Annotated in this window: 21 protein-coding genes; 13 read left to right on the forward strand and 8 right to left on the reverse strand. The window is 71.6% G+C overall.

All coding sequences use genetic code 11. The annotated features are described in order from the left end of the window. Positions 1-17: 17 nt before the first annotated feature. The 4 genes from B5557_RS40500 (at position 18) to B5557_RS40515 (ending at position 3,939) form a co-directional block, all read left to right on the forward strand. Positions 18-1,415 (forward strand): DUF6421 family protein, encoded by a 1,398-nt coding sequence (locus B5557_RS40500; RefSeq protein WP_079664176.1) that lies wholly within the window; start codon positions 18-20, stop codon positions 1,413-1,415. A gap of 35 nt (positions 1,416-1,450) precedes the next feature. Then, complete coding sequence (locus B5557_RS40505) at positions 1,451-2,197, forward strand: SDR family oxidoreductase (protein WP_079664177.1); 747 nt, start codon at positions 1,451-1,453, stop codon at positions 2,195-2,197. Then, a complete protein-coding gene (locus B5557_RS40510) occupies positions 2,194-3,264 on the forward strand; it encodes a threonine aldolase family protein (RefSeq protein WP_079664178.1) in 1,071 nt (356 codons plus the stop codon). Before B5557_RS40505 ends, B5557_RS40510 begins: the two co-directional genes overlap by 4 nt. 81 nt (positions 3,265-3,345) lie before the next feature. After that, entirely contained in the window at positions 3,346-3,939 is a 594-nt protein-coding gene (locus B5557_RS40515) for a transglutaminase domain-containing protein (RefSeq protein WP_173877789.1), read from the forward strand. 164 nt (positions 3,940-4,103) lie between these two features. On the opposite strand, the gene B5557_RS40520 is transcribed toward B5557_RS40515, so the two are convergent. Continuing rightward, entirely contained in the window at positions 4,104-4,832 is a 729-nt protein-coding gene (locus tag B5557_RS40520) for a lysophospholipid acyltransferase family protein (RefSeq protein WP_079664180.1), read from the reverse strand. A 188-nt stretch (positions 4,833-5,020) separates the two neighbouring features. Then, a complete protein-coding gene (locus tag B5557_RS40525; protein WP_079664181.1) occupies positions 5,021-5,437 on the reverse strand; it encodes a DUF4395 domain-containing protein in 417 nt (138 codons plus the stop codon). Positions 5,438-5,512: 75 nt separating this feature from the next. On the opposite strand from B5557_RS40525, the gene B5557_RS40530 reads away from it, so the two are divergent. The 4 genes from B5557_RS40530 (at position 5,513) to B5557_RS40545 (ending at position 8,664) form a co-directional block, all read left to right on the forward strand. After that, positions 5,513-5,926, forward strand: coding sequence for a thioredoxin family protein (locus B5557_RS40530; RefSeq protein WP_079664182.1), 414 nt, complete (start codon positions 5,513-5,515; stop codon positions 5,924-5,926). A gap of 208 nt (positions 5,927-6,134) precedes the next feature. Continuing rightward, the gene (locus B5557_RS40535; RefSeq protein WP_079664183.1) at positions 6,135-6,644 is read left to right on the forward strand and encodes a flavin reductase family protein; all 510 of its coding nucleotides are present in this window, start codon (positions 6,135-6,137) and stop codon (positions 6,642-6,644) included. A 219-nt stretch (positions 6,645-6,863) separates the two neighbouring features. After that, complete coding sequence (locus B5557_RS40540; protein WP_079664184.1) at positions 6,864-7,652, forward strand: electron transfer flavoprotein subunit beta/FixA family protein; 789 nt, start codon at positions 6,864-6,866, stop codon at positions 7,650-7,652. A 49-nt stretch (positions 7,653-7,701) separates the two neighbouring features. Then, positions 7,702-8,664, forward strand: a complete 963-nt coding sequence (locus B5557_RS40545) for an electron transfer flavoprotein subunit alpha/FixB family protein (RefSeq protein ID WP_079664185.1) — start codon at positions 7,702-7,704, stop codon at positions 8,662-8,664. A gap of 71 nt (positions 8,665-8,735) precedes the next feature. On the opposite strand, the gene B5557_RS40550 is transcribed toward B5557_RS40545, so the two are convergent. Continuing rightward, positions 8,736-9,656 (reverse strand): endonuclease/exonuclease/phosphatase family protein, encoded by a 921-nt coding sequence (locus tag B5557_RS40550; protein WP_079664186.1) that lies wholly within the window; start codon positions 9,654-9,656, stop codon positions 8,736-8,738. A 184-nt stretch (positions 9,657-9,840) separates the two neighbouring features. Between B5557_RS40550 and B5557_RS40555 the strand changes: the two genes are divergently transcribed. Further along, the gene (locus B5557_RS40555; protein WP_079664187.1) at positions 9,841-11,145 is read left to right on the forward strand and encodes a DUF6986 family protein; all 1,305 of its coding nucleotides are present in this window, start codon (positions 9,841-9,843) and stop codon (positions 11,143-11,145) included. 76 nt (positions 11,146-11,221) lie between these two features. On the opposite strand, the gene B5557_RS40560 is transcribed toward B5557_RS40555, so the two are convergent. The 3 genes from B5557_RS40560 to B5557_RS40570 all read right to left on the reverse strand — a co-directional run bounded on the left by B5557_RS40560 (position 11,222) and on the right by B5557_RS40570 (position 13,495). Further along, on the reverse strand, positions 11,222-11,611 hold the full coding sequence (locus tag B5557_RS40560) for a VOC family protein (protein ID WP_079664188.1): 390 nt from the start codon (positions 11,609-11,611) through the stop codon (positions 11,222-11,224). An 86-nt stretch (positions 11,612-11,697) separates the two neighbouring features. Next, positions 11,698-12,450 (reverse strand): hypothetical protein, encoded by a 753-nt coding sequence (locus B5557_RS40565; RefSeq protein WP_079664189.1) that lies wholly within the window; start codon positions 12,448-12,450, stop codon positions 11,698-11,700. 7 nt (positions 12,451-12,457) lie between these two features. Next, positions 12,458-13,495 carry a LacI family DNA-binding transcriptional regulator gene (locus B5557_RS40570; protein WP_079664190.1) on the reverse strand — a complete coding sequence of 346 codons (1,038 nt, stop codon included), beginning with the start codon at positions 13,493-13,495 and terminating at the stop codon, positions 12,458-12,460. 247 nt (positions 13,496-13,742) lie between these two features. Here B5557_RS40570 and B5557_RS40575 point away from each other — a divergent pair, with 247 nt between their 5' ends. Next, entirely contained in the window at positions 13,743-14,687 is a 945-nt protein-coding gene (locus B5557_RS40575; protein ID WP_079664191.1) for an ROK family protein, read from the forward strand. A gap of 308 nt (positions 14,688-14,995) precedes the next feature. Here B5557_RS40575 and B5557_RS40580 read toward each other — a convergent pair whose 3' ends face one another. Next, positions 14,996-15,931 (reverse strand): ADP-ribosylglycohydrolase family protein, encoded by a 936-nt coding sequence (locus B5557_RS40580; protein WP_079664192.1) that lies wholly within the window; start codon positions 15,929-15,931, stop codon positions 14,996-14,998. 118 nt (positions 15,932-16,049) lie between these two features. Here B5557_RS40580 and B5557_RS40585 point away from each other — a divergent pair, with 118 nt between their 5' ends. Next, positions 16,050-16,247 (forward strand): hypothetical protein, encoded by a 198-nt coding sequence (locus tag B5557_RS40585; protein ID WP_079664193.1) that lies wholly within the window; start codon positions 16,050-16,052, stop codon positions 16,245-16,247. Between the two features lie 149 nt (positions 16,248-16,396). Then, a complete protein-coding gene (locus tag B5557_RS40590; RefSeq protein ID WP_079664194.1) occupies positions 16,397-17,467 on the forward strand; it encodes an NUDIX hydrolase in 1,071 nt (356 codons plus the stop codon). Between the two features lie 234 nt (positions 17,468-17,701). Here the strand turns inward: B5557_RS40590 and B5557_RS40595 are convergent, their stop codons facing one another. Beyond that, on the reverse strand, positions 17,702-19,057 hold the full coding sequence (locus tag B5557_RS40595; RefSeq protein ID WP_079664195.1) for a dipeptidase: 1,356 nt from the start codon (positions 19,055-19,057) through the stop codon (positions 17,702-17,704). Positions 19,058-19,309: 252 nt separating this feature from the next. Here B5557_RS40595 and B5557_RS40600 point away from each other — a divergent pair, with 252 nt between their 5' ends. Next, a complete protein-coding gene (locus B5557_RS40600) occupies positions 19,310-20,527 on the forward strand; it encodes a geranylgeranyl reductase family protein (protein ID WP_079665257.1) in 1,218 nt (405 codons plus the stop codon). Positions 20,528-20,547 lie beyond the last annotated feature (20 nt).

A 20,547-nucleotide genomic window follows, 5' to 3' on the forward strand; every position in this document is an offset into this window, starting at 1 on the left:
CCAGCGGAGGATGGGACATGACGGAAATTCTTGTGCAGGCAGCAACGGGGGAGCGGGTTCCTCCGGCGACCAGGGTGGTGGAGCACCCGGCGTGGCGCGTGCTCAAGGATGCCGTGGAGCGGATTCGGCCCTGGCAGTCCAAGGACGGGTCGATCGACTTCGCGGCCGAGGGTGCACCCGCGCGCGCGGACGCCGAGCAGGCGGTCCGGCGCGTGATCGAGGCCGTCGAGGAGCTCTCCCCGCTGCTTCCGCACGACGCCGACTACCACCGAGCCCTGACCGGCGACCTGCGGACCTGGTCCGACGGCGGCTTCGAGGTGCCGGACTTCCTGGACTCGCTGCTGGCCTTCCAGCCCGCGGCGAGCCGCGCGGACGGGCTCCAGCATCTGGTCGTCTTCCCGATGTACACGCAGAACGGCAACCCGGACCGCAACCTGGAAGCCGTCGTGCTGCGCATGGTCTGGCCGCAGTGGCTGGCCGAGCTGGAGCGCACCCGCTACGACAACCCGCTGTTCTGCGGCATCACCTTCGAGGACTTCACGGCCGGGTACGACACCAACTCCGCCGTCCTCTTCCCGGAGACGATCGCCGTCCGCGAGGCGCCGGAACGTTTCTCCTGGGGTGGCATCTTCTGCGACCGCGAGGCCGCCCGCTTCCGCCGGGTCACCGACGCGGCCGTCGACATCCTGGGCCTGGAACTGCCCGAGGACATCGCCGCCATGGTCCACGACCAGAAGCGCTGCGAGGAGGCCTTCGTCCTGTGGGACATGGTCCACGACCGCACCCACAGCCACGGCGACCTGCCGTTCGACCCGTTCATGATCAAGCAGCGCCAGCCGTTCTGGATGTACGGCCTGGAGGAGCTGCGCTGCGACCTCACCGCCTTCAAGGAGGCCGTGAAGCTGGAGGCCGACGGCATCCCGCAGGCCCGCGATGTGCAGTACGCCGTGCTCTTCGACCGTATGTTCCGCTTCCCGGTCACCGGCGAGCGCGTGCGCAACTACGACGGTCTCGGCGGCCAGCTGCTCTTCGCCTACCTGCACAAGCACGAGGTCGTCCGCTGGACCGACAACAAGCTGCACATCGACTGGCAGCGCGCCCCGCAGGTCACCAACCAGCTGTGTGCCGATATCGAGCAGCTCTACCGGGACGGCATCGACCGCCCCAAGCTCGTCCACTGGTTCGCCGGCTACGAGCTGGTCTCCACGTATCTCGCCCCGCACCCGGGCTCCAAGTGGGCCAAGGGTCCCGACGCCCTGGACCTGAGCCAGCCGCCGCGCAAACTCGTGGATGACGTGCTTCCGGACGAGTTTCCGCTGAGCATGTTCTATGAGGCACTGTCCAAGAAGCTCAAGAACGTGATCGCCTCCACCAAGGGCATCACGGCGGACAGCGCCGAGAGGGTCGCCGCGTGAGCGACCGTACGAACACCGCTCAGCAGGAGGCAAGGATGGGGAACGGGGCTCTCAACGGTGCGGTGATCGCGGTGGCCGGCGCGGGCGGACCCGCCGGCCGGGCGGCACTGCTCAGGCTCGCCGAGGCCGGCGCGACCGTCGTCGGCGCGGACAACGACCCCGAGCGTCTGGCGGAGGCCGTCGACGCGGCCCGCTACGGGGCCGGGGGCGCCACCGTCACCGGCGAGCCGGTCGACCTGCTCGACCTGGGCTCGACCCGGGACTGGGCCAACCGCGTCGAGAAGGACTTCGGCCGGATCGACGGCTTGGTCCACCTCGTCGGCGGCTGGCGGGGAAGCGAGACCTTCGTCAAGACCAGCCTGGACGACTGGGACTTCCTGGAGCTGTTGCTGGTCAAGACCGTGCAGCACACCTCGCTCGCCTTCTTCGAGGCCCTCCAGCGCAGCGAGCGCGGCCGGTACGTGCTGATCAGCGCCGCCGGCGCCTCGAAGCCCACGGCGGGCAACGCCGCGTACGCCGCCGCCAAGGCCGCCGCCGAGGCCTGGACCCTCGCCACCGCCGACGCCTTCCACAAGGCCGGGGGCGCCGAGGGGCCGACCTCCGCCGCTGCCATCCTGGTGGTGAAGGCGCTGGTGCACGACGCGATGCGCGCCGAGCGACCCAACGCGAAGTTCGCGGGCTTCACGGACGTCAAGGACCTGGCCGAGGCCATCGCCGGAGTCTGGGAGAAGCCCGCCCCCGAAGTGAACGGACAGCGTCTGTGGCTCACCGAGAAGCCGTGAACCCCCCGAAGACCGACGCCCGTCGCCACCACGACCCCGACCTTCGCGGCTTCGCCAGCGACAACTACGCCGGGGCCCACCCGGAGGTGATGGCCGCCCTGGCCCTGGCCAACGGCGGCCACCAGGTGTCGTACGGCGAGGACGACTACACCGAGCACCTCCAGCGGATCGTCCGCAGCCACTTCGGCCCCACGGCGGAGGCGTTCCCGGTCTTCAACGGCACCGGCGCCAACGTCGTCGCGCTGCAGGCGGTCACCGACCGCTGGGGTGCGGTGATCTGCGCCGAGAGCGCCCACATCAACGTGGACGAGGGGGGCGCGCCCGAGCGCATGGGCGGCCTGAAGCTGCTCACCGTCCCCACACCCGACGGCAAGCTGACCCCCGAGCTGATCGACAGGCAGGCCTGGGGCTGGGAGGACGAGCACCGTGCGATGCCGCAGGTCGTGTCGATCACCCAGAGCACGGAGCTCGGCACGCTCTACACGCCGGACGAGATCCGCGCGATCTGCGACCACGCCCACGCGCACGGTATGAAGGTCCACCTGGACGGCTCCCGCATAGCCAACGCGGCCGCCACCCTGAACGTCCCGATGCGGACGTTCACCAACGCGGTCGGCGTCGACATCCTCTCCCTGGGCGGCACGAAGAACGGCGCCCTGTTCGGTGAGGCGGTCGTCGTCATCAACCAGGACGCCGTGCGCCACATGAAGCACCTGCGCAAGCTGTCCATGCAGCTCGCGTCCAAGATGCGCTTCGTTTCCGTGCAGTTGGAGGCCCTGCTCGCCAAGGACCTGTGGCTGCGCAACGCCCGCCACGCCAACGAGATGGCCCAGCGGCTGGCGGAGGGCGTGCGGGCCGTGCACGGCGTGGAGATCCTCCACCCGGTGCAGGCCAACGGGGTCTTCGCCCGGCTCCCGCACGACGTGAGCGTGCGCCTGCAGAAGCGGTTCCGGTTCTACTTCTGGGACGAGGCTGCGGGCGATGTGCGCTGGATGTGCTCGTTCGACACCAGCGAGGAGGACGTGGACGCGTTTGTGGCGGCGCTCAAGGAGGAGATGGCGCGCTAGCAAGACCTTGGATGCATAGGTATACGGTCACCCTCAAAAATATTTGACGCGCGGGTGATCGTATTCCTATGCTCTCCCGCCATGGAGCTGATCCAGGAAAACCCTGACCTGTCCGCGTATCTGGCCGCTGACGAGGCCGTCGACCACCATCATCCGCTGGTGCGGGCGACGGCCGCACGTCTTGCGCGGGATGCGGAGGACTCGTATGTCTATGCACACCTGGCGTTCGAGTTCGTCCGCGACACCATTCCCCATTCGCAGGACGTCGGCGACCCGCGCGTGACCTGGCGCGCCTCGGACGTGCTGGAGCAGGGGACGGGCATCTGCTACGCCAAGGCCCATGCGCTGGCCGCCCTGCTGCGGGCCGAGGACATCCCCACCGCCCTGTGCTACCAGCGGTTCGCGCACGACGAGGGCGACGGATACGCCCTGCACGGACTCGTCGCGGTGCGCTTCAACGGGGCCTGGCACCGGCAGGATCCGCGCGGCAACAAGCCGGGCGTGGACGCGCGGTTCTCCCTGGACGGCGAACGACTGGCCTTCCTGCCCGACGCCGAGACGGGCGAGCTGGACTACCCCGGCCTGTACGCCGCACCCCACCCGGCCGTCCTCGCCGCACTGCGGGCCGCTCAGGACCGCCCGCACCTCTGGCGGACACTCCCCACCTCACTGTGACGCCCTGAGTGAGGACGACGGTGGGCGACCGCGCGGAAAATCCCGGACCACCCACCATTCGTGGGCGTCCGGCTGGGCGAGCCGGTCAGCCGCCCGGTACGACCACGACCACGGCCGCAGCCGCAGCCGACACCTTCACCCGGCGCGCGCTGTGCCGACGGACGTCAGCGCGCCTCGGCCGCGCGGACCTGCTCCGGCGTCGGCGCCGTGCCGCCCAGGTGGGCCGGCATCCACCAGGTGTCGCCCGCGTCCCTGGGACGCACCGGGTAGGCGCGCTGAGCGGCCTCCAGGAGCTCCTGGACGCGCTCGCGCAGCTGCCGGGTGATGGCGCCCGCGTACTTGTCGCGGGAGGCCTCGATGGCCTCGCCGACGCGGATGGTGATCGGGGTGTGGCTGCGCTTGAAGTTGCGCGGGTGGCCCTTGGTCCACAGCCGCTGCGTCCCCCACAGGGCCACCGGGATCAGCGGGACGCCCGCCTCCTGGGCCATGCGGGCGGCGCCCGATTTGAAGCTCTTCAGGGTGAACGACTGCGAGATCGTGGCCTCGGGGAACACCCCGACGATCTCACCGGAGCGCAGCGACTCCAGCGCGTGCTGGTACGCCGTCTCGCCCTGGTCGCGGTCGACCGGGATGTGCTTCATCCCGCGCATCAGCGGACCGGAGACGCGGTGGCGGAACACGGACTCCTTCGCCATGAAACGAACGAGACGTTTCTGCGGGAGCGCGGCCAGGCCGTCGAAGATGAAGTCGAGGTAGCTGATGTGATTGCTCACCAGCACGGCTCCTCCCGAGCGCGGGATGTTCTCCGACCCCTTGCAGTCGATCTTGAGGTCCCAGACCTTGAACAACGTCTGGGCGAGGCCGACGACGGGGCGGTAGACAAGCTCTGCCATGGGCGGGGCGGACCCTTCCTTCTCTTCGCCGAGGGAGGCTCCCGTCGGCAAAGTTACGCAGCCGTAGGTTTACGGCATCTCGCAGATCGTGCCCGAAGAACGGCCGGGGAGCCAGTCCTGGTGCCCGGCGGCGGCGAGATCCTCGTCACTTCAACCCGCTTGATCCACCTCGGCCTTTTAGGTCGCCTTTACTCCGCACGCACCGCGACCCTCCGCACGAGCAGGTACAACTCGCAGCCGAGGCAGTACCCGAAAGCGGCATTCAGGAACGCGGCCGCCAGCGCCGCGCCGGTCGCGGCCAGGCCCAACCAGTCGGGACCCAGGGTGAGGCCGGCGAGGCCGACGCCCGCGAACAGCAGGCCCACCGTCTGCGCGAACCGCGGCGGCTCGGGGGCCTCGAACTCGGTCGGCGGCCCGATCCGCGGCCGTACGACGGTGCGGAACAGCCGGCCGTACGGCGAGCGTGCCACTCCACCCGCCGCGCCGAGCGCGAACGCCAGCGTCTGCCAGGCGAGCAGCCAGGCGCTGCCCGTGATCAGTACGACCGCGAGTACTACGGTCGTCACTGCGGCCCCGAAGCGCGGGCCCCTCGCGTCGATGTCCATGAATCAAGCATTCCGCAACGGAAACGATTCATGGGGTCGGGAATCTTTGCAGTCTCATGAACGCTGGAGCGGCTGATGACCGGACTGGTGGTGTGTGTGGCCGTGCTCGCGGCGGCGAGCGCCTTCGGAGTGCTGCAGCGGCGGCGGAGCGGGAGAGTGCGCGTGCGCGGGCGGGACGACGGACGACGACTCGGGGCGGACCGGCTCGGCGGCCAACTCGGCGAACGGGCCACGCTCGTGCAGTTCTCCAGCGCCTTCTGCGCGCCCTGCCGGGCGACCCGCCGGGTCCTCGGCGAGGTGGCGGGCGTGGTTCCCGGGGTCGCCCACATCGAGATCGACGCGGAGGCGCACCTGGACCTCGTCCGGGAACTCGACATCCTCAAGACGCCGACCGTCCTGGTCCTCGACGCCGACGGCCGCATCGTCCGGCGCGCCACCGGCCAGCCACGCAAGGCCGACGTCATCGCGGCCCTGGGGGAGGCGGTGTGACCCTCCCGAAGGCGACGGTGAGGCAGCTCCCAGATGCCGGAACGCACTTGACTGCGCCCGTCACCCATCGTCAGCCTGGCTGTATGCCTGAGGAACTCCTTCTGCACGGACGGGTCCACGTCGACCTGGTCCGTACCGCGAGCGCGCGCTGTCCGGCTTGTTGAGCACCCACGGACCGTTTCGCCACTCCTCGCAGAAGGACAACTCCATGACGGCCACGCCCGACCTCGGCGCGCCTCGACTCGCCTCTCCCGATCTCCTGCGCTCCGTCTTCCGGCGGCATGCGGCGGGAGTCGCCGTGATCACCGCTCACGGTGAGAGCGGTCCGGTCGGCTTCACCGCCACCTCCCTCAGTTCCGTCTCCGCCGAGCCCCCGATGCTCTCCTTCGGCATCGGCGTCGGCGCCTCCAGCTGGCCCGCGATCTCCGGGGCCGAGTACGTGGGCGTCCACATACTCGGCGAGCATCAGCAGGTGTTGGCCGCCACCTTCGCCAGAAGCGGCGCCGACCGCTTCGGCGCGCCGACCGTCTGGCGCGAGGGCCCGGAGGGCGTCCCCGTCCTCGACGACGTGCTCGCGTGGCTGGTGTGCCGTGTCGTCGCGCGTGTGCCGGCGGGCGACCACCGCATCGTGCTGGCCGAGGTTGTTCTGGGCGATCCCGAGGGCGCGGGCCGTCCGTTGCTCTACCACCAGGGGCGGTTCACCGCTCTGCGGGATTGATCACGGCCCGGCTCTCCTGCGAAGTCGTCGGATTCCGATTACGCTGCGTTGCGAAGGTCACAGTTCAAAGCGCTTGCTTAGCGGGCATGAACTGGGTGTACTGACGAGTAATATTTCGGTCGGGAGCGCAGGCCGCCCCAACCGGGATCGGCCGCTTGTGACGCCTATGCTGCCTGGAAGAAGGCAGCCGAGAACTGACGATGCAGTAGGAGAGCCGGCGTGAGCTTGAGGATCGTTGTCACTGTGAAGTACGTGCCCGACGCCACTGGCGACCGGCACTTCGCCGATGACCTGACCGTCGACCGGGACGACGTGGACGGTCTGCTCTCCGAGCTCGACGAGTACGCGGTCGAGCAGGCGCTGCAGATCTCCGAGAACTCCGACGACGACGTGGAGATCACCGTCCTGACGGTGGGCCCTGAGGACGCCAAGGACGCGCTGCGCAAGGCGCTGTCGATGGGCGCCGACAAGGCCATCCACGTCGAGGACGACGACCTGCACGGCACCGACGCCATCGGTACCTCGCTGGTGCTGGCCAAGGCGATCGAGAAGGCCGGCTACGACCTGGTGATCTCCGGCATGGCCTCCACCGACGGCACCGCCGGCATCGTCCCGGCCCTGCTGGCCGAGCGCCTCGGCGTCCCGCAGGTCACCCTGCTCTCCGAGGTCTTGGTCGAGGACGGCACCGTCAAGGGCCGCCGGGACGGCGACGCCGCGAGCGAGCAGCTGGAGGCCTCCCTGCCGGCGGTGGTGTCGGTCACCGACCAGTCGGGCGAGGCGCGTTACCCGTCCTTCAAGGGCATCATGGCCGCCAAGAAGAAGCCGGTTCAGTCCTGGGACCTGTCCGACCTGGACCTGGAGGCCGAGGAAGTCGGCCTGGAGGGTGCCTGGACCGCGGTCGAGTCCGCGACCGAGCGTCCGGCCCGCACCGCGGGCACGATCGTCAAGGACGAGGGCGAGGGCGGCAAGCAGCTCGCCGAGTTCCTCGCGGGCCAGAAGTTCATCTAAGGCCCCTCGCCGACCGCCCCTCAACTTCGTTTCGCAGGAGAGCAATTTCATGGCTGAAGTCCTCGTCTACGTCGACCACGTGGACGGCGCCGTCCGCAAGCCCACCCTCGAGCTGCTGACGCTGGCCCGCCGCATCGGTGAGCCGGTCGCCGTCGCGCTCGGTGCCGGTGCCGAGAACACCGCCGCCGCGCTCGCCGAGCACGGCGCGGTCAAGGTCCTCACCCACGACGCGTCGGAGTACGCCGACTACCTTGTCGTGCCGAAGGTCGACGCCCTGCAGGCCGCCGTCGCCGCCGTCTCCCCGGCCGCCGTCCTGGTCCCGTCCTCCGCGGAGGGCAAGGAGATCGCCGCGCGTCTGGCACTGCGCATCGGTTCCGGCATCATCACCGACGCCGTCGACCTCGAGGCCGGCGACGAGGGCCCGGTGGCCACCCAGTCGGTGTTCGCCGCGTCCTTCACCACCAAGTCCCGTGTCGCCAAGGGCACGCCGGTCATCACCGTCAAGCCGAACTCCGCCGCCGTGGAGGCCGCTCCGGCCGCCGGCGCGGTCGAGGCCCTGACGGTGTCCTTCTCCGACAAGGCGACCGGCACCAAGGTCACCGGCCGCACGGCCCGTGAGTCGACCGGGCGTCCGGAGCTGACCGAGGCCGCGATCGTGGTCTCCGGCGGCCGGGGCGTCAACGGCGCGGAGAACTTCGCGATCATCGAGGCCCTCGCCGACTCCCTCGGCGCGGCCGTCGGCGCCTCCCGCGCCGCCGTCGACGCCGGCTGGTACCCGCACACCAACCAGGTCGGCCAGACCGGCAAGAGCGTCTCGCCGCAGCTGTACATCGCCAACGGCATCTCCGGCGCCATCCAGCACCGCGCCGGCATGCAGACCTCGAAGACCATCGTGGCCGTCAACAAGGACGCCGAGGCCCCGATCTTCGACCTCGTCGACTACGGCGTCGTCGGTGACCTCTTCGACGTCGTCCCGCAGCTCACCGAGGAGATCAACACCCGCAAGGGCTGATCCCTCGACAGTCGCACGACTGTACGGGGCCCCCGTGATCGCGCAGGCGCGCTGGTCACGGGGGCCTCGGCTCATCCCAGGGTCAAGGAGGCCTGCACGGGCAGATGGTCGCTCGGGTACTGGCCGTCCGCGGTGTAGGTGTCGGTCCACTCCCGGTGGACCGTGACGCCCGGCGTGGCCAGGATCCAGTCGATGCGGTCCCCGCCCGGCGTGAGCGCCTTGTACCCGTGGAACGTCGCATACGCCCCGCCACGCGCGCGTGCCGTGTCCCACGTGTCGACCAGACCGGCGCCCAGCAGCGTGTCGTAGACCGGATTGGCGTGGGCGACGACGTTGAAGTCGCCGGTCAGCAGCAGTGGCAGGGAGCGGTCGAGCCGGGCGATCCGCTTGGCGATCAGGTCGGCGGAGCGCACGCGGGCGTACTGGCTGGCGTTGTCGAGGTGGGTGTTGAGGAGGTAGAACTCCCGCCCCCGCGCCCACAGATCACGGAAGCGGACCCAGGTGACCAGGCGGGGGTGGGCGCCGCCCCAGGTGTTGGAGCCGCGTACCTCCGGCGTGGCGGAGAGCCAGAAGTGCGCGTACTCCGCCGGGGCGAGCCGGCGCTTGTCGTAGAAGACGGCCATCACCTCCTCGTCGCCGCCGCGGGTGGTGCCGATCCAGTCGTAGTGCGGCCCGAGATCGGCCTCGATGTCCCGCAACTGCGGCGGTTGGCCCTCCTGGGTGCCGATGACGTGCGGGGCCGCCCGGCGTAACAGCGTGCGCATCACCGGGCGTCGGTCCGCCCAGCTGTTGGGCTCCTCGTCGGACGCGTAGCGGAGGTTGAACGTCATGACTTCCAGCGGCGGCACGGGCGTGGGGCGGAGCGGCGCCGGTGACGCGTTCTCGCGCCGGGCGGCGGAGGCTCCTGCCACGCCGAGCAGGGGGAGGGCCGCCAGGGTGGCCACCATCGTTCTCAGTCCCGCCCGCCGGGTCGGTCCACTGTCGCCCGTCATGTGTCCCCCCTCGTCCCGTGAGCAAGGATGAAGGGGTGAACCGTTGTGCGGAAGGGGGCCTAGGCACGGTGGTGAACGCGAGGGGACCATGGCGTGGACAGGGTGTTGACCTGCCGGAAGATCCCCGGATAACTTCGTTCTGCGGATTGTTTATTCCGTAGAGTGGAAAACTGGAGGGTGTGGGATGGGCCAGGGACAGCAGGAGACGGTGACGACGAGTCTCGCGGGCGCCGTCAGTGAGGAGATCAGCGCCTCCCTCGCCCCGGTCGACGCCGAACTCGACCGCCGCTACCCCGGAGACCCCGGCAGCCGCCAGCCCGTGCACACCGTCTACGTCCCCGGTGACGCCTTCGACGCCGACACGATCCGCTCGTGGGGCGACCGGGCCCTCGCCGCCCTCGACGAACACGCACCCGACGCCGCCTCCTTCGCCGCCTGCCTAGGTCTGTCCGACGCGCTCGCCGAGCCCGTGTACGCGCGCGTGCGCGCCAAACTGGAGCGTGAGCCCATCGAAGACCTGCGCGTCGACTTCGAGGACGGCTACGGGCCCCGCCCGGACGCCGAGGAGGACGAGACGGCCGCCCGGGCGGCCCGCCTGATCGCCGAGGCGTACGCCAAAGGCACCGCGGCCCCGTACATGGGCATCCGCATGAAGTGCATGGAGGCCGCCGTACGCGACCGGGGCATCCGCACCCTCGACGTCTTCCTCAGCGGACTGATGGAGGCCGGCGGCCTGCCCGACGGCCTGGTCCTCACCCTCCCGAAGGTGACGTACCCCGAGCAGGTCACCGCCATGGTCCGGCTGCTGGAGGCCTTCGAGGAGGCGCGCGGGCTCGAACCCGGGCGGCTCGGCTTCGAGATCCAGATCGAGACCAGCCAGTCCATCCTCGCCACCGACGGCACCGCGACGGTCGCCCGCATGATCCAGGCGGCCGAAGGCCGCGCCACCGGCCTGCACTACGGCACCTTCGACTACAGCGCCTGCCTCGGTGTCTCCGCCGCCTACCAGGCCAGCGACCATCCGGCCGCCGACCACGCCAAGGCGGTCATGCAGGTCGCGGCGGCCGGCACCGGGGTGCGCGTCTCGGACGGCTCCACCAATGTGCTGCCGGTCGGCCCGACCGAGAACGTCCACGACGCCTGGCGCCTGCACTACGGCCTCACCCGCCGCGCCCTCGCCCGCGCCTACTACCAGGGCTGGGACATGCACCCCGGCCACATCCCCACCCGCTACGCGGCCGTCTTCGCCTTCTACCGCGAGGGCTTCGCCCAGGCCGCCGAACGGCTGTCCCGGTACGCCAGCCGGGCCGGCGGCGACGTGATGGACGAGCCGGCCACCGCCAAGGCCCTCAGCGGCTATCTGCTGCGCGGCCTGGACTGCGGCGCCCTCGACCTCGCCGAGGTGACCGACGCGACCGGGCTGACCCGGGCCGCGCTCGAGGGCTTCGCGGCCCCGCGCCGCGGCGATCTGACGGCGTCCGCCCAGTAGCGCGCCACGGGCTCGAGCGCGCGAAGGCCGACGGCCGGCCGGGACGCCCCGAGCGGCCGCCGGCCGTCACACGGGACTACTGCGCGGGGAAGGTGTACGGGGTCGTGATGATCTCCATCCCGTGCCCCGAGGGATCCATGAAGTACACGCCCCGACCGCCGTGGTTGTGGTTGATCTTGCCGGGCTGCTTGCCGTGCGGATCCGCGAAGTACGGGATCCCGCCCTGCTTGATCCGGTCGAAGGCCGCGTCGAACTCCTCGTCCGAGACGAGGAACGCGTAGTGCTGCATGACGATGGACTCCGCCGGGATGGTGGCGAAGTCCAGGGTGACCTTGTTGCTCGTCTCGACCGGGACGAACGGGCCCCACTCGGACCCGACTTCGAGTCCCAGGATGTGGGCGAGGAACTCGGCGGACTCCCGGTTGTCACGGGAATGGACGATGGTGTGATTCAGCTCGACTGACATGTGTGGAATGCCTCCGTAAGGCAAACTCACGGGCGCCTCCATGCCTCACCCGGACGGTGACCGACACGCGATGCCGTCTGATCATCCTAACGGATGTGCAGATGCTCCAGGCCGGAAGCGATCACCATCTTCTCTTCCGCGAACAGCCGGGTACCTCGCTCGCACAGCCGCGCGTCGGCCCGCGCCCGAGCGCAGAACTCCTCCGGAGTCACCCCGAAAAGCAGTCGCAACGCCGCTGAGCCTGCGAGAAGTTCGGTGATCAGGGCGCGTTGCCCGGGATGACTGCGCGGAGCGCCGGCGCCGTTGTGCAGCACCCCGTGATGATTCACGTACGCGAACGCATCGAGGAGTGCCTCGCCGTTCTCCAGCTCGACCCGGAACCCCGGCGCGGGCAGCAGGACCCGGTCGTAGTGCGGCTCCGTCGCGTCGAGCATGGCGAGTTGCTCCGCGTCCAGCCAGATGACGAACAACTCCCGTGTCGTACCAGGGACATTGACCGGGGACGCGGACACGTACCCGAGCGGGCTGACGTGGGCCGAGACGCCCACGTCGAGGCCCGTCACGCGCGTCTTCACCATCGGGACGGGCGAGACGATCCCGAACTCGGCCATTTTGTGGCGCAGTTGGGCGGGGCTGGCGTTGGAGCCGACGGCCACGACGGGAGTGCGGCCGGGATGTGTCAGCCGGTCCAGCGGCAGCAGCCTGTCCCCGTCGAGGAGCCCGGTCCTGGCCGGCCGGGCGCCGGGATAGCTCAGCGGATGGTCGCGCGGCGCGACGGCCAGGCCCAGCGCCTCCAGCGTGCCGTGCTCCGGCGTGCGGTACTCGTCGCGGGCGTCCACAGGAGCCTCAGTCCGCCGGCGGCAGCTCGCCCGAGCCGCGGGCGACGAGCCGGGTCGGCAGTTCGATGCGCTCGGGCGCGATCAAGGTGCCGTCCAGCTGCCGGAACAGCCGGTCGGCGGCGGTGCGGCCGAGGGCGGCCGCGTCCTGGGCGATCACCGTGACTCCCGGCTGGAGCAGGTCGGCGAGCTCCAGGTCGTCGAAGGCCACCAGGGCGACCCGACGGGTCCGCTCGGCGAGCACCCGGATCACGGTGACCGTCACCCGGTTGTTGCCCGAGAAGATCGCCGTCACGGGCGCGGGGCCGGACAGCATCTCCTCGGCCGCCCGGCGCACCCGCAGCGGCTCGGTGGCGCCCAGCGACATCCACGCGTCCTCGATGGGTATCCCCGCGTCCTCCATCGCCACCCGGTAGCCCCGCAGGCGCTCCGCGGCGGTGTGGATGCGCGGCATGTCGCCGATGAAGCCGATCCGGCGGTGCCCATGTGACACGAGATGGGCCACACCCTCGCGGGCGCCGCCGAAGTTGTCCGACAGGACGCAGTCGGCGTCGATCCGGCCGGCCGGCCGGTCGACGAAGACCGTGGCGACGCCCGCCTTGATCTCGGGCTCCAGGTACCGGTGGTCGTCACCGGCGGGGATCACCACCAGGCCGTCCACCCGACGCGCGCACAGCGCCAGCGCCAACTCCTGCTCACGGTCGGGGTCCTCGGCGCTGGAGCCGTTGATGAGCAGGGCGCCGTGGGCCCGGGCCACCTCCTCCACCGCGCGGCTGAGGGGCCCGTAGAACGGGTCGGCGAGGTCCTCCAGGACCAGGCCGATGCTGGCCGTACGGCCCTTGCGCAGCACCCGGGCGCTGTCGTTGCGGCGGAAGCCCAGCGCGTCGATGGCCTCCTGGACACGCCGTTCGGTCTCGGACGTCACCCCGGGCTCGCCGTTCACCACGCGCGAGACCGTCTTGAGGCCGACTCCGGCGCGAGCGGCGACGTCCTTCATGGTGGGACGGTTGCCGTAACGGCTCTCGGGGCGGCGCTGCGTCTCGGGCACGATGCTGGGTCCTGTCCTGTCGTCCCCGGGAGGCCGGCCCTGCCCGCCGACCACACGCCGTGTGCACGAAGTGTTGCGTACGGGATGCGCGAGGCCCAGGGGTTGTATGAGGATGTGGCCTCGAGCATAGAGCCTGGACAACGTTGTCAGGTGCAGGGGACACTGTCCACCGCAATCTCCGGCCCGCGTCCCCCCACCGCTGGACCGGCCAGCCCTTTTCCATGGTGGACCGGGAGAAACCAGACTGATGCACACCGACCTCGTGGCCGCGCTCGACATCGGCGGCACCAAGATCGCCGGAGCGCTGGTGGACGGCGACGGCACGATCCTGGCCCGCGCGCAGCGCCCCACGCCCGCACAGGAGAACGGCGACACCGTGATGCGGGCCGTCGAGGAGGTGCTGGGGGAGCTGACCGTGTCGCCGCTGTGGGCGCGCGCGCACGCCGTCGGCATCGGCAGCGCAGGCCCGGTGGACGCCTCCGCGGGCACGGTCAGCCCGGTGAACGTGCCGGGCTGGCGGGACTATCCGCTGGTCGAGAGGGTCCGGGCCGCGACCGGGAACCTTCCGGTCGAGCTGATCGGCGACGGTGTGGCGATCACGGCGGCCGAACACTGGCAGGGCGCCGCCCGCGGCCATGACAACGCGCTGTGCATGGTGGTCTCCACCGGCGTCGGCGGTGGCCTGGTGCTGGGCGGCCGGCTGCACCCCGGTCCCACCGGCAATGCGGGGCACATCGGGCACATCAGCGTCGACCTCGACGGCGACGCGTGTCCGTGCGGTGCGCGCGGCTGTGTGGAGCGCATCGCGAGTGGCCCCAACATCGCCCGCCGGGCCCTGGAGAACGGCTGGCTGCCCGGCCCCGACGGCGACACCTCCGCGGCCGCGGTGGCCGCGGCGGCCCGGGCGGGCGACCCGGTCGCCCTGGCCTCGTTCGAGCGGGCCGCCCAGGCCCTGGCCGCCGGCATCGCGGCCACCGCGACCCTCGTCGAGATCGACATCGCGGTGATCGGCGGAGGCGTAGGCAAGGCGGGCGAGGTGCTCTTCGCGCCCCTGCGCCGGGCCCTGCGCGACTACGCGACCCTCTCCTTCGTCCAGCACCTGACGGTGACGCCCGCGCAGATGGGCACGGACGCGGGCCTGGTGGGGGCGGCGGCGGCCGCCCTGACGAGGAGAACCGCGGCGGGCGTCTGACACACCACAGCAGGAACGTTCCGGCCCGTGGGGATGCTGTGGGGCTCGGTCTGTCGGCGCGGGGTGGGGGCCGGTGGTCGGCGGGGCGGGCTGTGAGGTCGGGCTGTCGGCCCGGCACCCGGCCGCGGCCGGTGTGGGGAGCGACCGGTCGTTGTCGGCTGGGGGACGCTGTGAGGCTCGACGCGCCGACGTGCCTGCTGGCCTGACGGCGTGGGCCCGGTGGCCGGCGGGGGCGGGTGTGAGGTCGTGCCGTTGTGTCCGGCACCCGGCCGCGGTCGGGTGCCTGGAGTGATGGGGCGGGGGTGGTCTCAGGCGACGGTCGGCCGGGTTGCGGCGAGGGGGTCCCAGCCGCTTCGGGCAGGGATGTCCTCGCAGGCCTGGCGCCAGGCGGTCGGGACAGCGCCGGTTCCGGTGCGGGCGGCGACCACGCCTCCCACGATGGCGCAGGTCGTGTCGCGGTCGCCCCAGCCGCTCACGGTCTGCCACAGGGCCTCGGGCAGGTCGTTCAGATGCCCGGCGGCGGACCAGAGGGCGAACGGCACCGTGTCCGGGGCCGAGATCAGCGTCCCCGAGCCCAGCACGGACGCCGCATGGCGCACCGACGTGTGCTCGGGCAGGTTCGCCGCCACCCGCAGTCCGGAGCGGACGTCGCCGTCCGGCACCTGCGCGGCGACCTCCCGCAGGAAGGCCGCACGCACCGGGGCGTCCGTGTCCGCGCAGGCGGCGGCCAGCGCGGCGGCGACCGCCACGGCCACCGCGCCCGCGACCGCCTCCGGATGGGCATGGGTGACCAGCGCGGACACCCGGGCCTGCTCGCGGGCCGCGGCCAGGTCGCCGTGGAACCAGGCCCCGAGCGGGGCGACCCGCATCGCCGCGCCGTTGCCGTAGGAACCCTGTCCGCCGAACTGCCCCGTCGTCACCGCCCGCCAGTCCTCGCCCTCGGCGACGCGCCGCAGCACACCGTGCATGGACGGCCCGTACTTGCGGCCCGGGTCGCGGCCGTACTCGGCGGCGAACTCCCGCGCAAGGTCGTCCGGACGGACCTCCCCGTGCGCCGTCAGGTGGGCGAACAGCACGAACGCCATCGCCGAGTCGTCCGTCCACAGCCAGGGCGCCGGACGCGGCTCCCGGGCCGCCCACAGCGCCTCGGCGGGTTCGTCGGAGCGGGTGAACCAGCTGTCGCCGAAGGCGTCGCCCAGGACGAGCCCGTCCAGACTGGCGTGGGCGTGCTGCGGACCGCTCATGGCAAGGCTCCTCGGAAACGTCTGCGATCACGGCATTCTCACCGGGGACCGGTGCGCCGCGCGAACGAATTGCCGGGTCACGCGTGACTCCGCGCCCGTCCGCGCAGTTGATCCGCGCATGAAGAAGCGCAGCATGCTCGCCATCGCCTCCCTCGCCACCGGCTTCGTCGTCGCGGCGATCACCCCCTCGCACGGCCTGGGCGCCGAGGACCTCGGCGGACTGAACGTCGGCGACACCCTCGGCACGCTCGATCACACCATCATCGCCAGCGACAGCCTGGCCCTCGACGACGACGCCCTGGGGCAGAGCGGCTGACGGACCGGGCAGTAGGCACGAAGCCGTGGCGCCGGACCCCATCGGGAGGGGTACCGGCGCCACGGCGTTTGTGCGCCCTCAACGCGAACTGGTTTCCGTGGCAGGGTGGAGCGGGCAAGCCTCAGGGGGCCAACAGAAGAGGGGGAACCGTGACCGTCGTCTGGATCAACGGCGCGTTCGGTGCGGGGAAGACAACCACCGCACGGGAATTGATCGACCTGATCCCGAACAGCACGCTCTTCGACCCCGAGGTCATCGGCGGGGCGCTCCCGTACCTGCTACCGCCGAAAAGACTCGCCGAGGCCGGCGACTTCCAGGACCTGCCGATCTGGCGACGGCTCGTGATCGACACGGCGGCCGCGCTCCTCGCCGAGCTGGGCGGCACCCTCGTCGTCCCCATGACCCTGCTGCGCCAGGAGTACCGCGACGAGATCTTCGGCGGTCTCGCCGCCCGCCGGATCGCGGTCCGGCATGTGCTCCTCGCTCCGGCGGAAACGATCCTGCGCGAGCGAATAGCCAACCGGGAGGTCCCGCCCGACCTCCCGGACGGCGAGATACGGATCCGACAGTGGTCGTACGACCACATCGAGCCGTACCGCGCCGCCCTCGCCTCCTGGCTCACCGCCGACGCCCACCCCGTGGACAACGGCGCCCTCACCCCGCACGAGACGGCCGCCCGGATCGCCGAGGCCGTCGCCGGCGGCGCCGTGTCCGCGTGCGACATCGTGCAGACCCCCGAGCCCAGCGCCGAGACGCTGGCCGCCGGCGTGCTCCTCTTCGACGAGCAGGACCGGGTGCTGCTCGTCGACCCGACGTACAAGCCCGGCTGGGAGTTCCCGGGCGGCGTGGTGGAACCCGGCGAGGCGCCCGCGCGGGCGGGTGTGCGCGAGGTTGAGGAGGAGACCGGGATCCGGCTGGCGGACGTTCCCCGGCTGCTCGTCGTCGACTGGGAACGACCGGCGCCTCCCGGCTACGGCGGACTGCGGCTCCTCTTCGACGGCGGCCGGCTCGACCCGGCGGCCGTGGCGGGGCTGCTGCTGCCCGGCCCCGAACTGCGCGCCTGGCGCTTCGCCACGGAGGAGGAGGCGGCCGACCTCCTGCCGCCGGTCCGCTACGAGCGACTGCGCTGGGCGCTGCGGGCCCGTGAGCGCGGGGCCGCGCTCTACCTGGAAGCGGGAATTCCCACCGGGGAGCTCCTGCCGGGACGAGACGCGCCGTAGCGCCGCCGCCGGAAGGGGGCCGAGCGGCGCTCCGCCCGGACCCGTCCTTCGAAGTCCTCCCGCACCCTCGGCGACCGGGGCATCACGACCGGCGACTGCGGCGGTCCGTCCTGGGCCGGGGGTGCGGGAGGGTGCCCGAAGTGGGCGTCGAAGCACGGAAGTTGACGGCCCGTCAAGGAAGCAGGTCGGGGCCGTCGGCGCCCTCGCTCCTTCGCCGTCGGCCCAGCGGCCGGTTCAGCTCGCCGCGTAGGTGCGCAGGAACAAAGCCTCCGCCACCGACAGCCGCTCCAGCTCCTCGGGGGACACGCTCTCGTCGACCGCGTGGATCTGCGCCTCCGGCTCGCTCAGACCGATGAGGAGGATCTCCGCCCGCGGGTAGAGGGCGGCGAGGGTGTTGCACAGGGGGATGGAACCGCCCTGGCCCGCGTACTGCATGTCCTGCCCGGGGTAGGCGACGGCCATGGCCTCGGCCATCGCCGCGTAGGCCGGGCTGGTGGTGTCGGCGCTGAACGCCTGGCCCTGGCCGATCTGCTCGGTGCTCACGCGCGCGCCCCACGGCGTGTGGGCCTCCAGGTGCGCCTGGAGCAGCTTCGTCGCCTCGGCCGCGTCCACGCCCGGCGGCACGCGCAGGCTGATCAGGGCGCGGGCGCTCGCCTGCACGGACGGGGTGGCGCCGACCACCGGCGGGCAGTCGATGCCCAGGACGGTGACGGCGGGCCGCGCCCAGATGCGATCGGCGACTGTGCCGGAGCCGATCAGCCCGACGCCGTCCAGCACCTTCGCGTCCTGGCGGAACTGTCCCTCGTCGTACTGCAGGCCTTCCCAGCGCGAGTCGTCGGTCAGCCCGTCGACGGTGGTCGAGCCGTCCTCGGCGCGCAGCGAGTCCAGGACGCGGATGAGCGCGCCCAGCGCGTCGGGCGCGGCCCCGCCGAACTGGCCGGAGTGCAGGTTGCCCTCGAGGGTGTCGATCCGCACGCGCATCATGGTCATGCCGCGCAGGGTGGCGGTGACCGTCGGCAGCCCGACGCGGAAGTTGCCCGCGTCGCCGATGACGATGGTGTCGGCCGTCAGCAGCTCGGGGTGTTCCTCGGCGTACCGCTCCAGACCGCCCGTGCCCATCTCCTCGGAGCCCTCGACGATGACCTTGACGTGGACCGGGACGCCGCCGTTGGCCTTGAGGGCGCGCAGGGCGAGCAGGTGCATGATGACGCCGCCCTTGCAGTCGGCGCTGCCGCGGCCGTACCAGCGGCCGTCGCGCTCGGTCAGCTCGAAGGGCGGGGTGGTCCAGGCGGCCTCGTCCAGCGGCGGCTGCACGTCGTAGTGGGCGTAGAGCAGGACGGTCTTCGCGCCTTCGGGGCCGGGCAGGTAGCCGTAGACCGACTGGGTGCCGTCGGGGGTGTCGAGCAGGGCCACGTCCTGGAAGCCCTCGGCGCGCAGCGCGGCCGTGATCCAGTTCGCCGCGGCCTCGCTCTCGCTCCTGGGGAACTGGTCGAAGTCCGCCACCGACCTGAAGGCCACCAACTCGGTGAGCTCCGCCCGCGCCCTGGGCATGAGCGAGGCGACGGTCTCGGCGACCGGATTCGACGACATGGGCACGCTCCTTGTGGGTGCGACGTTGTACGGGGTGGCACTGGTCCGTTCGGGGACCGTGCGAGCGTACGCGCTGCCGGGATGGGGGCGCGCACGCCGCCGATCCTCGCACAGCGGACCGTCATCGGACCGTGACGATCTCCGCCGTAGGATGCGGGGGACAGGTGCGGCAGGCGGCTTGATCGGGAGCAGTAGACCATCGTGAGCAGCGAGAACTCTTCGGCGGACGACGAGAACTCTTCGGCGGACGACATGCGGCTGGTGTGGGACGTCGTCGTGGTGGGCGCGGGGCCCGCGGGGGCTTCGGCCGCCTACGCGGCGGCGGTCGCGGGGCGGCGCGTGCTGTTGCTGGAGAAGGCAGAGCTGCCCCGTTACAAGACCTGCGGCGGCGGCATCATCGGCCCTTCGCGCGACTCCCTGCCACCCGGCTTCGAGTTGCCCTTCCGGGACCGGGTGCACGCGGTGACCTTCTCGAACAACGGGCGCTTCACCCGGACCCGCCGCTCCCGCCAGATGCTGTTCGGGCTGATCAACCGGCCCGAGTTCGACCAGCAGCTCGTGGAGCACGCCCAGAAGGCGGGCGCCGAGCTGCGTACGGGCGTCACGGTCACGCGCGTCGAGCAGCACGGCTCGGCCGTTCCCGACCGGCGCACGGTCGCGGTCGTGCTGCAGGGCGGCGAGACGCTGCTGACGCGGGCGGTGGTCGGCGCCGACGGCAGCGCGAGCCGGATAGGCGCGCACGTCGGTGTGAAGCTCGACCAGGTGGACCTCGGCCTGGAGGCGGAGATCCCGGTGCCGGAGACGGTCGCCGAGGACTGGAAGGGCCGTGTCCTCATCGACTGGGGCCCGATGCCCGGCAGTTACGGCTGGGTGTTCCCCAAGGGGGACACGCTGACGGTCGGTGTGATCTCGGCTCGCGGCGAAGGCGCCGCCACCAAGCGCTATCTGGAGGACTTCATCGGGCGGCTCGGTCTCGCCGGGTTCGAGCCGAGCATCTCCTCCGGTCACCTCACCCGCTGCCGCGCCGACGACTCCCCGCTCTCGCGCGGTCGGGTGCTCGTGTGCGGCGACGCGGCGGGTCTGCTGGAGCCGTGGACCCGCGAGGGCATCTCCTTCGCGCTGCGGTCGGGCCGGCTCGCCGGCGAGTGGGCGGTCCGTATCGCCGAGGCACACGACGCGGTGGACGCCCGCCGCCAGGCGCTGAACTACGCCTTCGCGGTCAAGGCGGGCCTCGGTGTGGAGATGAGCGTCGGCAAGCGGATGCTCGCGCTCTTCGAGCGGCGGCCCGGGCTCTTCCACGCCGCCCTCACCGGCTTCCGCCCGGCGTGGCGGGCGTTCACCGACATCACGCGCGGCCACACGACGCTGGGCGAACTCGTCCGCACCCATCCGATGGCCCAGCGGGCGCTCACCGCCATGGACCGGCGGCCCGCGGCGCCGGCGCAGGCCGCCGATGAGACCGGTTCGTGACGGTTTTCGAACCCGGGCGC

Origin of the sequence: Streptomyces sp. 3214.6, assembly GCF_900129855.1 — a bacterium.
Taxonomy (GTDB): Bacteria; Actinomycetota; Actinomycetes; order Streptomycetales; family Streptomycetaceae; genus Streptomyces; species Streptomyces soliscabiei.